Genomic DNA, 13,378 nt, shown 5'->3' with positions numbered 1-13,378 from the left:
TCCTAACGTGGGTGATCGGAAGAAGGAAGGAGTCCGGGGTGCTGGAACGGCTGAACCAGGCCATGGAGCACATCGAGCGCCACCTCGACCAGCGGATCGAGGTGGCCGAGCTGGCACGGATCGCGGTGACGTCGGAGTACCACCTGCGGCGGCTCTTCTCCGCGCTGGCCGGCATGCCGCTGTCGGAGTACGTCCGGCGCCGGCGGCTCACGGTCGCCGGCGCCGAGGTGCTGACCGGCGAGCGGACGCTGCTGGAGATCGCGGTGCGCTACGGCTACGGCTCGGGGGAGGCGTTCGCGCGGGCGTTCCGCGCACTGCACGGCGTCGGTCCCGGCGAGGCCCGCCGCACCGGTGCGGCGCTGCGCTCCCAGCCCCGGATGTCCTTCCGCCTCGTCGTCGAAGGGAGCAGCAGTATGCGATACCGGGTCGTGGAGAAGGAGGAGTTCCGGGTGGTCGGACGCAAGGCCCGCGTCCCCCTCGTGCACGAGGGGATGAACCCGGCGATCGCCGACTTCATCCGGAGCCTCGGACATCAGACGCTGCGGCAGATCGAGAGCCTGTCCGACCAGGAACCGGAGGGAATCGTCTCGGTCAGTGACAATCTCGACGACAGCCGGGCCGAAGGGACCGAGCTCGACTACTACCACGGCGCGGTGACCCGCGCAGCCGTGCCCGAGGGCATGGAGGAACTCACCGTCCGGGCCGGGACCTGGGCCGTCTTCGAGAACTCCGGGCCCTTCCCGCAGGCACTGCAGTACCTGTGGCGGGACGTTTTCACCCAGTGGTTCCCGTCCAATCCGTACCGCAGCCGTCCCGGGCCGGAGATCCTGCGGACCCGCCTGTCCGAGGACGCGGCGCAGGCGGACGCGGAGATCTGGATCCCCGTGGAGCGCACCTCGCTCTGAGCGGCGGCGCGCGGCGACCCGGGTCGCCGCGCGCCTGCCCGGGCCGTCGTCTGCCCGGGCCGTCGTCTGCCCGTAGCGTGTAAGGACGTGGACCCGCGGTCGGCGGCGGCCGAGCCGGGTGTCCGACTGCCCGCCCGCTGACGCGACCTCCTCGCGAACCTGGGGGCATGCTCATCCATGAGGGCGCGGGGCGCGCCCAGGGCTGGGAGGGCTGACGGGCATGGGGAATCACCACGCACGGCGAACGGGACTTCTCGACGGCAGGACCGCGCTGGTCACCGGGGCCGGCACCGGCATCGGCAGGGAGACGGCACTGATGCTCGCCGAGGAGGGCGCGACGGTGGTCCTCGTCGGACGTCGCCAGCACATCCTCGACGAGGTGGCCGCCGTCATCGAGGGCGACGGCGGTACGGCGTTCACCCGTGCCACGCACGTCGAGGACGCCGACGACGTGCGGGAGTCGGTCGAGTGGACCCGGAACGCCGCCGGACCGGTCGACATCCTCGTCAACAACGCGGGCCGCGGCGGCAGGGTGCTCGACGTCCGCTGGCTGGGCGAGGACGAGTGGAACGCCGTCATGGGCGTCAACCTCACCGCGGTCTACCTGCTCTCCCAGGCCGTCCTGCCGGACATGCTGGAGCGCGGCGGCGGCTCGATCATCACGGTGTCCTCGCTCGCCGCGTCACGGCCCACCCTCCTCGGCGGAGCCCCGTACGGTGCGGCCAAGGCGGGCGTGCGCAACTTCATGACCTATCTGCGCAGCACCTTCCGCAACGACCTCGTCCGCGCCACCTGCATCCTCCCCGGCGAGGTCAACACCCCGATCCTGGACGGACGCGCCGCCCCGCCGAGCGAGGAGCAGCGGGCGGCCATGGTGCAGCCGGAGGACGTGGCGCGGGCCGTGCTGCTCTGTGCCACGCTCCCGCCGCGGACGGTCGTCGAGGAGTTGGTGATCGCGCCGACCCTCCAGCGGGACACGTCCGCCGACGTGGAGGCCGGACGCTGGATCGGGGCCCCGGAGGACGCCCGCCCGGCGGACGGAGAGCGCACGCCCACCGCCGCGCGCCTGGGGATCGAGCGGTCCGAGGCGTGAGCGGTGGTCGCCGGGCCCGGCGGGAGAGGCCGGCCACGACGAAAACGTCCGGGCCGGCCCACGAAGGGCCGACCCGGACGTCGGGGTCCGTCTGATCCGTCGGATCAGACCAGGTCGAAGCGGTCCAGGTCGGAGACCTTGGCCCACGCCGCGACGAAGTCGTTCACGAACTTCTCCTTCGCGTCGTCGCTCGCGTAGACCTCGGCGAGGGCGCGGAGCTCGGAGTTGGAGCCGAAGACGAGGTCGGCGCGGGTGCCGGTCCACTTGACCTCGCCGGTGGCCGCGTCACGGCCCTCGAAGAGAGTCTGGTCCTCGGACGTGGACTTCCAGGTCGTGCCCAGGTCGAGCAGGTTGACGAAGAAGTCGTTGGTGAGCTTGCCCGGGGTCTCGGTGAGGACACCGTGCGACGACTGGGCGTGGTTGGCGCCCAGGACACGGAGGCCACCGACGAGGGCCGTCATCTCGGGAGCGCTGAGGGAGAGCAGGTTCGCCTTGTCGAGCAGCAGGTACTCGGCGGGGAGGCGGTTGCTCTTGCCCTGGTAGTTGCGGAATCCGTCGGCCGTCGGCTCCAGCGCGGCGAAGGACTCCACGTCCGTGTGCTCCTCGGTCGCGTCCACGCGGCCCGGGGTGAAGGGCACCTCGACGTCGAAGCCGGCGTCCTTGGCGGCCTTCTCGACCGCTGCGGCACCGCCGAGGACGATCAGGTCGGCCAGGGAGACCTTCTTGGCACCGGCGTTGAACTCGGCCTGGACGCTCTCCAGGACGCTCAGGACGTGCCGCAGCTCGTCCGGGTTGTTGACCTCCCAGCCGCGCTGCGGCTCCAGACGGATGCGGGCACCGTTGGCGCCGCCGCGCTTGTCGCTGGCGCGGAAGGTGGAGACCGACGCCCACGCGGTGGCCACCAGCTGCGAGACGGTCAGACCCGAGGCGAGGAGCTTGGCCTTGAGCGCCGCGATGTCGGCGGCGTCGACGACCGCGCCCTCGGCCTGAGGCAGCGGGTCCTGCCACAGCAGGGTCTCCGCCGGGACCTCCGGGCCGAGGTACAGCGACTTCGGGCCCATGTCACGGTGGGTCAGCTTGAACCAGGCGCGGGCGAAGGCGTCCGCGAACTGGTCGGGGTGCTCGTAGAAGCGACGCGAGATCTCCGCGTAGACCGGGTCGAAGCGGAGTGACAGGTCGGTGGTGAGCATCGTCGGGAGGTGCTTCTTCGACGCGTCGTGCGCGTCGGGGATGATCGCCTCGGCGTCCCTGGCCACCCACTGCTTGGCGCCGGCCGGGGACTCCGTCAGCTCGTACTCGTACTCGAACAGGTTCTTGAAGAACCCGTTGCTCCACCGGGTCGGCGTGGCGGTCCAGGTGACCTCCAGGCCGGAGGTGATGGTGTCGCCGCCCTTGCCGGTGCCGTAGGTGCTCTTCCAGCCGAGGCCCTGCTCCTCCAGCGAGGCGGCCTCGGGGTCGTTGCCCACGTTGTCCGCGGGGCCGGCGCCGTGGGTCTTGCCGAAGGTGTGGCCACCGGCGATGAGGGCGACGGTCTCCTCGTCGTTCATCGCCATCCGGCGGAACGTCTCACGGATGTCGCGGGCCGCGGCGATCGGGTCCGGGTTGCCGTTCGGGCCCTCCGGGTTGACGTAGATCAGACCCATCTGGACGGCGCCGAGGGGGCTCTCCAGCTCGCGGTCGCCGGTGTAGCGCTGGTCGTCGAGCCACGTGGTCTCGGGGCCCCAGTAGACGTCCTCCTCGGCCTCCCAGACGTCGGCACGGCCGCCGCCGAAGCCGAAGGTCTCGAAGCCCATCTGCTCCAGGGCGACGTTACCCGTGAGGATCATGAGGTCGGCCCAGGAGATGGACTGGCCGTACTTCTTCTTCACCGGCCACAGCAGGCGGCGGGCCTTGTCCAGGTTGGCGTTGTCCGGCCAGCTGTTCAGCGGGGCGAAACGCTGCTGACCGGCGCCGGCGCCGCCGCGGCCGTCGCTGATGCGGTACGTACCGGCGCTGTGCCAGGCCATACGGATCATCAGTGGGCCGTAGTTGCCGAAGTCGGCCGGCCACCAGTCCTGGGAGGTGGACAGTACCTCTGCGATGTCCTGTTTCACGGCCGCGAGGTCGAGGTTCTTGAACGCCTCGGCGTAGTCGAACTCCTCACCGAGGGGGTTCGCCACGGCCGGGTTCTTGGCGAGGATCTTCAGGTTGAGCCGCTCCGGCCACCACTGGCGGTTCCCGCCGCCCTGGGTCGGGTGCGCGGCGCGCCCGTGAGCGACCGGGCAGCCTCCCGTCTCCTCGGGCTTGGGGTCTGTGACGATCGCGTCGTGGTTCTCAGTCATGGGAGTCCTTCCGGAACTGGTGGATCACGGTGCTGAACTGCTGGCTTCGGAGCATGGGGGGCACATGCCCCAGTAGATGACCTCGGCCTCGTCGACAGCGAAACCGCGGTCGTCGGACGCGGTCAGACACGGGGCGTGCCCGACCGCGCAGTCGACGTCGACCACGGCACCGCACGAGCGGCACACGAGGTGATGGTGGTTGTCCCCGACACGGCCCTCGTAAAGGGCCGGACTGCCGGGGGGTTCGAGGCGGCGTACGAGCCCGGCGCCCGCGAGCGCGTTCAAGGCCTCGTACACGGCTTGGAGAGATATGTGGCCCACGCGATCGCGCACGCCCGCGGCGATCGCCTCGACGCCGAGGTGGTCGCCGTCCCGGACGGTTTCCAGCAGTGCGACGCGCGCGGCCGTCACCCGCAGGCCGGCACCGCGCAGCTCGCCGGCGGTGTTCGGAGGCTGGGAGGCGGTCATGGCGACCAACCTACCCCCATAAACACGAAGAGTTCAAGAAAACGAACGACCCAGGTTTATCGTGCCGTGCCGGACGCGGCCCATGACCGCCCGAGCGGACGTGCACGACCTCCCGCCTGGGGCGACCGTCGCGGCTCGCGAGGCGCGACGGGAACCCACCACCGCCCGGTTGCCGTCCGAGCCGTCGGCCGCCCGGAGGGGCCCTCCCGAGGGTGGGAGGCCCCCTTCGACGTGAGGAGCCGGGCCGCGTACCCACCGACGCCTTGAACGTCGGCCGGACACCGACATCTGCGTGGTCACGCCCCGGGGGCCCGAGACCGTCGCCGAAGCGGTGGCCGTCCCCCGCGAGTACGGCGCCCCGGGCCGGTGCGAGGTGGCGGGGCCTGCCTCGCCGGGGCAGCCTCCGCACTCACCGGTGCCGGTCTCACGGCGGTGGGGCCGGGCGTGCTCTCACCGCGCTCGGCAGAGGCCTCGGCACGATGAGGGGGGTCAGCCCAGGTGAGCAGCACGATCGCCTGGTGGCGGACCTGAAGGTGGCCGCGCAGGCTCTGGGCGAGTGAAGCGTCCGCGGCGAAGGTCACGGCGGCCGGTGCAGCCAGGCCTCTGCCCGGGCGCAACCGACGAGCGGCGGCCCCGGCGACGGCACCGACTTCTGGGGTCCGCGGCTTCCGGCGTGCCGTGAGCCGGCCGTCCGGGCGGGGCTCAGTCGTCGCTCCCGGTCACCAGCACCACCTCCAGGGTGCGCGGACCATGCACGCCCTCCACCCGGTCCAGCTCGATGTCGCTGGTGGCGGACGGGCCGGAGATCCAGGTCAACGGGCGTGTCGGGTCGAGCCGTTCGAGGCCCTGAGGGACGGAGGACACCACCTGTTCCGGTACGCGTACGACGCAGATGTGGTGGTCGGGCACAAGCGTGATCCGGCGCCGTCCCTGGTCGGGGGAGCCGTCCAGCACGATCGTGCCGGTCTCGGCGATCGCGAGGGCGCAGGCGGTGACGACGCTGTCGACCCGGTCCAGCTCCCGCGCGGTGCTCTCCGCACGATCCGGCACCCGCGTCACCTCGGCCGCCGCCAGCCACCGCGAACGCAGCCCCGGCGGAGTCAGCACCGTCTTCGAGCCGTGCGTGCGCAGCAGTCCGGCGACGACCCCGGCGAGCCCGTCGGCGTCCGTGCGGTGCACGATCGCCCGGTAGTCCGCCAGATTCTCCGCCAGCAGCTCCACCGTCTCCGCGACGCCCCGCTCACCGTGCTCGCGGAGATAGTCCCGCTGAACCGCCTGTTCGTACGGCGTGTCGTCCCGTGGTACGTCGGCGAGGGCGCGCCGCACCCGGCCCAGGATCAGATCCCTGCTGCTCACGTGTCCGTGTCCTTTCCGCCGTTCGTGCGCTGCCACCAGTCCCGGAACGGCTCCGCCGGCAGCGAAGGGAGGTCGCGGTCGGCGCTCCACGCCTTGCCGGGGCCCGGCAGCGTACGGGGATGGAAGCGGCGGGTGCGGGAGGCGAGCCGCTGCCCGGTGCGCAGCGCGCCGGGGTGGCTCAGCGCCCAGCGCGCCGCGCGCATCGCGGCCCGTTCGGCGGCGTGCCCCTTCGCGGGCTTGAGGACGACCTTGGCGCCGTTCCGCGTCACCGGGCCGCCCTGCGCGACCCGCTCCCGCAGATGCACCAGCACCTCCGGAATGTCGATGGCGACGGGACACACCTCGTAGCAGGCTCCGCACAGCGACGAGGCGTACGGCAGGGAGGCGTCGATCTCGCTCGCCGTGCCCCGGAGCTGAGGGCTGAGGATGGCGCCGATGGGGCCGGGGTAGACCGAGCCGTAGGCGTGGCCGCCCGCCCGTTCGTACACCGGGCAGACGTTGAGACACGCCGAGCAGCGGATGCAGCGCAGGGCCTGGCGGCCGATCTCGTCGGCGAGCGTGTCGGTGCGGCCGTTGTCCAGGAGAACCAGGTGGAAGGTCTGTGGGCCGTCAGCCGTCCCGGAGTCCGTCGTGCCCGTCCACGTCGAGGTGTACGGGTTCATGCGCTCCGCCGTGGAGGAGCGGGGAGGGTCTGGAGGAAGACCTCCAGGTCCTGCCAGGTCGGCACGATCTTCTCGATGCCGACGACCGAGATCAGGGTCTCGGGGAGAGTGAGACACATCCGGCCGTTGCCCTCGGACTCCACGACGACCAGGGTGCCGGTGTCGGCGACCATGAAGTTGGCGCCGCAGACACCGACCTTGGCCCGCAGGAACTTCTCCCGCAGGTGCAGTCGCGCCGCCTCCGCCAGCTCGGCGGGCGTGTCGGTCAGGCCCTCGGGGGCCGGGCGGCCCCACTCGCTCATCTCCCGCGCGAAGATGTCCCGGATCTCGCCCCTGTTGCGGTGGATCGCCGGCACCAGGATGTGCGAGGGCCGGTCCTTGCCCAACTGCACGATGAGCTCGGCGAGATCGGTCTCGTAGGCGTGGATGCCCTCGGCCTCCAGCGCCTCGTTCAGTCCGATCTCCTGGGTGGCCATCGACTTGATCTTGACGACCTCGCTCTCCCCGGTCGCCTTGACGAGATACGTCACGATCCGGTTGGCCTCGTCCGCGTCGGCGGCCCAGTGGACCGTGCCGCCGGCCGCCGTGACCGACTCCTCCAACTGCACCAGGTACCGGTCGAGATGACGGAGCGTGTGGTCCTTGATCTGCTTGCCCGCCTCGCGCAGCGCCGCCCAGTCCGGCATCTCCGCGACGGCGTTCGCGCGTTTGGCGCGGATGGTGTGGGTGGCGTGGCGCAGATTGCCGCGCAGGGTCTGGTTGTGCACGGCCTCGTGCGCGGCCTTCGGAAACGCCGGCATACCGACGAACGTCCCGCTCATGCCTGCGGCTCCTCTTCCGTGCTCGCCAGGATTTCCGCGATGTGGACGGGCCGTACGGCCGTGCGCAGCCGGGTCATCGTGCCGCCGATGTGCAGGAGACACGAGTTGTCGGCCGCGCACAGCACCTCGGCGCCCGTCGACTCGGCGTTGCGCACCTTGTCCGCGCCCATCGCCGCCGAGACATCGGGGTTCTTCACGGCGAACGTACCGCCGAAGCCACAGCACTCGTCCGCGCCGGGCAGCTCCACCAGCTCCAGCCCCTTCACCGCCTGGAGCAGCCGCCGAGGGCGCTCGCCCAGGCCGAGACTCCGCAGGCCGTGGCAGGTGGGGTGGTACGTCACCTTGTGCGGGTAGTACGCGCCGACGTCCGTCACGCCCAGCACGTCCACCAGGAACTCGGTCAGCTCGTACGTCTTCGGCACGACCGGCGCCAGTGTCCGCGCGAGGGTCTCCCCGCGCCCCTCGGCCCGGGCCCGCTCACCCATCCGGGGATACAGCTCCCTCACCATGGCCCCGCACGACCCGGACGGCGTCACGATCGCCTCGTAGTCCCGGAATACATCGGAGAACTGCCGGGCCAGCGGCTCGGCCTCACGCCGGTATCCGGTGTTGTAGTGCGCCTGCCCGCAGCACGTCTGGCTCATCGGGAAGTCGACGTCCACGCCCATCCTGGTCAGTAGTTTCACCACGGCACGGCCGGTGTCCGGATAGAGCGTGTCGTTGACACAGGTCAGGAACAGAGCGACACGCATCGCGGCTCCTCGTGGGTCGGTCATCGGATGGATGCAGAGTACGACGCGTGTACGGGGTAGAGCGAGAGGCCCCCCTCACCGGTCGGTGAGCCGGGCCTCCGCCGCCCGCCAGGCCGCCGGGTCGCCCTGCGGCTCGTACCGCGCCAGCGGCTGGGTGCGGGCGAGCAGCCGACGCATCGAGTCACGGTCGCCCACCAGGCCGTGGGTACGGGCCTGGACGAGGACGTTGCCCAGGGCCGCCGCCTCCGCCGGTCCCGCCACCACCGGCAGCCCGCAGGCGTCGGCGGTGAGCTGGCAGAGCAGGGCGTTGCGGGTGCCTCCGCCGACGATGTGGACGACGTCGACGGGATGGTCCGCGAGGGCCTGGGCCTCGGTGACGGCCCGCCGGTGGGCGAGCGCCAGCGAGTCGAGGATGCAGCGGGTGGTCTCGGCGGGGGAGGAGGGCACAGGCTGCCCAGACTCCCGGCACGCCTCGGCGATCCGCCCGGGCATCCGGCCGGGCGCGAGGAACGCCGAGTCCCCGGCGTCCACGACCGACCGCAGCGCGGGCACCCCGGCCGCGGCGCGCAGCAGCTCGCCCAGATCCGGGTCCCCCCACTCCCGCACGCACTCCTGGAGCAGCCACAGCCCCATGATGTTCCGCAGATGGCGGACCGTGCCGTCCAGCCCCAGCTCATTGGTGAAGTTGGCCGCCCGGCTCGCCTCGGTCAGCACCGGCGCGTCCAGCTCCAGGCCGGCCAGCGACCAGGTGCCGGTGCAGATGTACGCGAAGCGCTCACCGGTGGCCGGGACGGCCGCCACCGCCGAAGCGGTGTCGTGCGACCCGACCGTGGTCACCGGGACGGGCCCGGTCAGCCCGGTTTCCGCCAGTACCTCCGGCCGCAGCAGCCCCGCCGGGTCCCCGGGCCGGCGCAGCGGCGCGAACAGCTCCAGGTCCACACCGAGCCGCGCCGCCACGTCGTAGGACCAGTCGCGCGTCCGCGGATCGATCAGCTGCGTCGTCGAGGCATTGGTCAGCTCGGTGCCCGCCTCGCCGGTCAGCCAGTACGTCAGCAGATCGGGGATGAGCAACAGCCTCCTGGCGTACGCCAGTTGAGCGGACGAGCGGGCGGCGACCAGTTGGTACAGCGTGTTGAAGGGCGCGTACTGCGACCCGGTCGCCGCGTACAGCTCGGCGGCGGGGACGGTGGCCCACACCTTCTCCGCGACGCCCTCGGTACGGGTGTCCCGGTAGTGCACCGGGTTGCCGAGCAGGGCACCGTCGGCGTCCAGCAGCCCGTAGTCGACGGCCCAGCTGTCGATGCCCACGGAGTCGACCTGCCCTGCCGCCCCCAGCCCGTCGAGCACCCCCGCGTACAGCGCGAGCACATCCCAGCGCAGCCCTTCGGGCGTCCGCACCGGCCGGTTCGGGAAGCGGTGGGCCTCGGCCAGCGCCAGCGAGTCCCGGCCCACGCGGCCGACCATGACACGCCCGCTGGACGCGCCGAGGTCGACCGCCGCGTACGACTTCACGGGCCCGCTCATCGGAGGAAGGCGGCTGCCACGCCGGCGTCGACCGGGACATGCAGGCCGGTGGTGTGCGTCAGCTCCCCGCCCGTCAGCGCGAACACCGCGTTCGCCACGTGCTCCGGCAGCACCTCACGCTTCAGGATGGTCCGCTGCGCGTAGAACTCGCCCAGCTTCTCCTCCTCGATCCCGTAGGTCGCCGCGCGCTGGGCACCCCAGCCGGCGGCGAAGATCCCCGAGCCGCGCACCACACCGTCGGGGTTGACCCCGTTGACGCGGATGCCGTGCGCGCCCAGCTCGGCGGCCAGCAGCCGCACCTGGTGCGCCTGGTCGGCCTTGGTGGCGGAGTAGGCGATGTTGTTGGGCCCGGCGAAGACGGCGTTCTTCGAGGCGATGTAGACGATGTCGCCGCCCAGCCCCTGCGCGATCATCATCCGCGCCGCCTCGCGCGACACCAGGAACGAACCCCGCGCCATGATGTCGTGCTGAAGGTCCCAGTCCTTCGCCGACGTCTCCAGCAGCGGCTTCGAGATCGAGATGCCCGCGTTGTTGACGACGAGATCGACACCACCGAAGGCCAGCGCGGCGGCTTTGAAGGCCTCAGCGATCCGCCCCTCGTCCGTCACGTCGACGGTCACGGCGACGGCCCTGTCGGCCCCGCCCAGCTCCTCGGCGACGGCGGCGGCGTTCTCCGCGTTCAGATCGGCGACGACGACACAGGCGCCCTCGGCGACCAGCCGGTGCGCGATGGCCTTCCCGATCCCGCTTCCCGCACCCGTGACCAGCGCGACCCGCGTCGCGAGCGGCTTCGGCCTCGGCATCCGCTGGAGTTTGGCCTCCTCCAGCGCCCAGTACTCGATGCGGAACTTCTCCGACTCCTCGATCGGCGCGTACGTCGACATCGCCTCGGCGCCCCGCATCACGTTGATCGCGTTGACGTAGAACTCGCCGGCCACCCGCGCGGTCTGCTTGTCCTTGCCGAAGCTGAACATGCCCACACCGGGGACCAGCACGATCGCCGGGTCGGCGCCGCGCATCGCGGGGGAGTCGGGCTCGGCGTGCCGCTGGTAGTAGGCGGCGTACTCCTCCCGGTACTCGGCGTGCAGCTCCTTCAGCCGGGCGATCGCCGAGTCCAGATCGGCCGAGGGCGGCAGATCGAGGACGAGCGGCCGGACCTTCGTACGCAGGAAGTGGTCCGGGCAGGAAGTACCGAGCGCGGCGAGCCGCGGGTGCTCCGCACTCGCCAGGAAGTCGAGGACGACATCCGAGTCGGTGAAGTGCCCGACCTGCGCCTTGTCCTGCGAGGCGATGGCCCGGACGTGCGGCGCCAGCGAGGCCGCCCGCTCCCGGCGCTGCGGGGCCGCCAGCGCCCCGTACCCCTCGATGACGGGCCCGAACGGCTCCGCCTTCCCCCGCTCGACGAGGAACCGCTCGGCGGTCCGGATGATGTGCAGCGAGTTCTTCTCGCACTCCTCGGCGGTGTCACCCCAGGCAGTGATCCCGTGCCCGCCCAGCACGCACCCGACGGCCTGCGGGTTCTCCCGCTTGACCGCCGCGATGTCAAGCCCCAGCTGGAACCCCGGCCGCCGCCACGGCACCCACACCACACTGTCCCCGAAACACTCGGCGGTCAGCTTCTCCCCGTCGGCCGCACAGGCCAGCGCGATGCCGGAGTCCGGGTGCAGGTGATCGACGTGAGCCGCGTCCACCAGCCCGTGCATGGCGGTGTCGATGGACGGAGCCGCCCCACCCTTCCCATGGAGGCAGTAGTCGAAGGCGGCGACCATCTCGTCCTCGCGCTCGACGCCCGGATACACCTCGACGAGCGCCCGCATCCGGTCCAGCCGCAGCACCGCGAGACCGGCTTCGGTGAGTGTCCCGAGGTCGCCTCCGGACCCCTTCACCCACATCAGCTCCACGTCACCCCCGGTGACGGGGTCGGTGTCGGTCCCCTTGGCGGAGGCGTTGCCACCGGCGTAGTTGGTGTTCCGGGGGTCGGCGCCGAGCCGACGCGACCGGGCGAGAAGGGCAGCGGCTTCGGGATGGGTTGCCATGCGAGATCAATCCTTACGGTGACGTTCGTAACCAGGGGATGCGAGAGACGGGGGTGCGGGGCTGTACCGATATGCGGCCTTGCCGTGCGGGCGGGACCAGCCGCGAACGGCCCGCGGTCTGCGACCGGAAGTCACCCGGCGGACGAGAAGCAGCGGCTCACGCCCCCCAGCCCGCCTGCTCGCCACCGACCCGCTCCTCGACGATCTTCGAGGCCCAGCCAGAGGCGTGGTAGGCGGCGATCGGGTCGGGGTCCAGCCCCATCTCCTCGCGCACCTCGCGAAGCAACGGCCGCACATCCGTGTTGTACGCGTCCATCAGCACCGCGTTCGCCCCGAGCACGTCACCGGAGCGCTGAGCGGCGGCGAGAGCCGCGCGGTCGACCAGAAGCGCCTTCGCCGTGGCCTCCTGCACATTCATCACCGACCGGATGATCGCCGGGATCTTCGCCTCGATGTTGTGGCACTGGTCGAGCATGAACGCGACCTCGGAGGTGAGCCCACCGCCACGCACGACCTCGTACATGATGCGGAACAGCTGGAACGGATCGGCGGCCCCGACCATCAGGTCGTCGTCCGCGTAGAAGCGCGAGTTGAAGTCGAACGCTCCGAGCTTCCCCTCGCGCAGCAGCGTCGCCACGATGAACTCGATGTTGGTCCCCGGCGCGTGATGTCCGGTGTCGACGACCACCTGAGCCTTCTCGCCCAGCTTCAGGCAGTGGGCGTAGGCCGTACCCCAGTCCGGCACGTCCGTCGTGTAGAAGGCCGGCTCGAAGAACTTGTACTCCAGCAGCATCCGCTGCCCGTCCCCGAGCCGCGCGTACACCTCGGCCAGCCCGTCGGCCAGCCGGTCCTGCCGCTCACGCACATCGTCCTGGCCGGGATAGTTCGTCCCGTCCGCGAACCACAGCTTCAGGTCGCGCGACCCGGTCGCGTCCATGATGTCGACGCACTCCAGCAGGTGATCGACGGCCTTGCGGCGGATCCCCGCGTCCGGGTGGCAGATGCTGCCCAGTTTGTAGTCGTCGTCCTGGAAGGTGTTGGAGTTGATGGCTCCGAGCTTCACGCCGCGCTGCTCGGCGTGGATCGTGAGCGCCGCGTAGTCGTCCACCTTGTCCCAGGGGATGTGCAGCGCCACGGTCGGGGCCACGCCGGTGAACTCGTGGACCTTGCCGGCGTCGTCCAGCTTCTCCCAGGGGTCGCGCGGCACACCTGGCTGGGCGAACACCTTGAAGCGGGTTCCGGAGTTTCCGTACGCCCACGACGGCGTCTCGACGGCCTGTGTCTTGAGGGCGGCCTTCACCGCGGCGAGCTCGGTCACGTCAGGGCTCCTACCGGCTTCGATATGTGAAACGATTCAGCACCGGAAACTATGAGTGGCGCGCCGGACTGTCAACCCCCTTGGTCGACACCGCTCTCCGTGACTCTGTTGTGACCTCTTCT

General features: G+C 71.2%; 9 protein-coding genes and 1 pseudogene. 2 read left to right on the top strand and 8 right to left on the bottom strand.

Annotation, left to right across the window (positions count from 1 at the left end; all coding sequences use genetic code 11):
- The first annotated feature begins 38 nt into the window (after nucleotides 1–38).
- Together WBG99_RS01965 and WBG99_RS01960 are read left to right on the top strand one after the other, a co-directional pair.
- Nucleotides 39–905, top strand: a complete 867-nt coding sequence (locus WBG99_RS01965) for an AraC family transcriptional regulator (protein WP_338894609.1) — start codon at nucleotides 39–41, stop codon at nucleotides 903–905.
- 220 nt (nucleotides 906–1,125) lie between these two features.
- A complete protein-coding gene (locus tag WBG99_RS01960; RefSeq protein ID WP_338894608.1) occupies nucleotides 1,126–1,998 on the top strand; it encodes an SDR family oxidoreductase in 873 nt (290 codons plus the stop codon).
- A gap of 104 nt (nucleotides 1,999–2,102) precedes the next feature.
- On the opposite strand, the gene katG is transcribed toward WBG99_RS01960, so the two are convergent.
- From katG to rhaI, 8 genes and pseudogenes are all read right to left on the bottom strand, one after another.
- Nucleotides 2,103–4,319, bottom strand: a complete 2,217-nt coding sequence (gene katG, locus WBG99_RS01955) for a catalase/peroxidase HPI (protein ID WP_338894607.1) — start codon at nucleotides 4,317–4,319, stop codon at nucleotides 2,103–2,105.
- A 24-nt stretch (nucleotides 4,320–4,343) separates the two neighbouring features.
- Nucleotides 4,344–4,787: a Fur family transcriptional regulator gene (locus WBG99_RS01950; protein ID WP_338894606.1), complete on the bottom strand. Its 444-nt coding sequence runs from the start codon at nucleotides 4,785–4,787 to the stop codon at nucleotides 4,344–4,346.
- A 702-nt stretch (nucleotides 4,788–5,489) separates the two neighbouring features.
- On the bottom strand, nucleotides 5,490–6,143 hold the full coding sequence (locus WBG99_RS01945; RefSeq protein WP_338894605.1) for a lactate utilization protein C: 654 nt from the start codon (nucleotides 6,141–6,143) through the stop codon (nucleotides 5,490–5,492).
- Nucleotides 6,140–7,626, bottom strand: a pseudogene (locus WBG99_RS01940) (LutB/LldF family L-lactate oxidation iron-sulfur protein). Before WBG99_RS01940 ends, WBG99_RS01945 begins: the two are co-directional and overlap by 4 nt.
- Nucleotides 7,623–8,378, bottom strand: a complete 756-nt coding sequence (locus tag WBG99_RS01935; protein WP_338894604.1) for a (Fe-S)-binding protein — start codon at nucleotides 8,376–8,378, stop codon at nucleotides 7,623–7,625. The pseudogene WBG99_RS01940 and the gene WBG99_RS01935 overlap by 4 nt, the downstream one beginning before the upstream one ends.
- Nucleotides 8,379–8,453: 75 nt before the next feature.
- The gene (locus WBG99_RS01930) at nucleotides 8,454–9,902 is read right to left on the bottom strand and encodes a rhamnulokinase family protein (RefSeq protein ID WP_338894603.1); all 1,449 of its coding nucleotides are present in this window, start codon (nucleotides 9,900–9,902) and stop codon (nucleotides 8,454–8,456) included.
- Nucleotides 9,899–11,938, bottom strand: coding sequence for a bifunctional aldolase/short-chain dehydrogenase (locus WBG99_RS01925; RefSeq protein ID WP_338894602.1), 2,040 nt, complete (start codon nucleotides 11,936–11,938; stop codon nucleotides 9,899–9,901). The genes WBG99_RS01930 and WBG99_RS01925 overlap by 4 nt, the downstream gene beginning before the upstream one ends.
- A gap of 157 nt (nucleotides 11,939–12,095) precedes the next feature.
- Nucleotides 12,096–13,256, bottom strand: coding sequence for an L-rhamnose isomerase (gene rhaI, locus WBG99_RS01920; RefSeq protein ID WP_338894601.1), 1,161 nt, complete (start codon nucleotides 13,254–13,256; stop codon nucleotides 12,096–12,098).
- Nucleotides 13,257–13,378 lie beyond the last annotated feature (122 nt).

Origin of the sequence: Streptomyces sp. TG1A-60, assembly GCF_037201975.1 — a bacterium.
Lineage (GTDB): Bacteria > Actinomycetota > Actinomycetes > Streptomycetales > Streptomycetaceae > Streptomyces.
The sequence above is the reverse complement of the archived record's forward strand: the minus strand, read 5'-3'. Positions and strand labels throughout refer to the sequence as shown.

What these genes read in the sequence shown, in the direction of transcription:
- WBG99_RS01960 (WP_338894608.1), top strand. Translation starts at nt 1,126, where the DNA reads ATGGGGAATCACCACGCACGGCGAACGGGACTTCTCGACGGCAGGACC.
- katG (WP_338894607.1), bottom strand. Translation starts at nt 4,319, where the DNA reads ATGACTGAGAACCACGACGCGATCGTCACAGACCCCAAGCCCGAGGAG.
- WBG99_RS01950 (WP_338894606.1), bottom strand. Translation starts at nt 4,787, where the DNA reads ATGACCGCCTCCCAGCCTCCGAACACCGCCGGCGAGCTGCGCGGTGCC.
- WBG99_RS01935 (WP_338894604.1), bottom strand. Translation starts at nt 8,378, where the DNA reads ATGCGTGTCGCTCTGTTCCTGACCTGTGTCAACGACACGCTCTATCCG.
- WBG99_RS01930 (WP_338894603.1), bottom strand. Translation starts at nt 9,902, where the DNA reads ATGAGCGGGCCCGTGAAGTCGTACGCGGCGGTCGACCTCGGCGCGTCC.
- WBG99_RS01925 (WP_338894602.1), bottom strand. Translation starts at nt 11,938, where the DNA reads ATGGCAACCCATCCCGAAGCCGCTGCCCTTCTCGCCCGGTCGCGTCGG.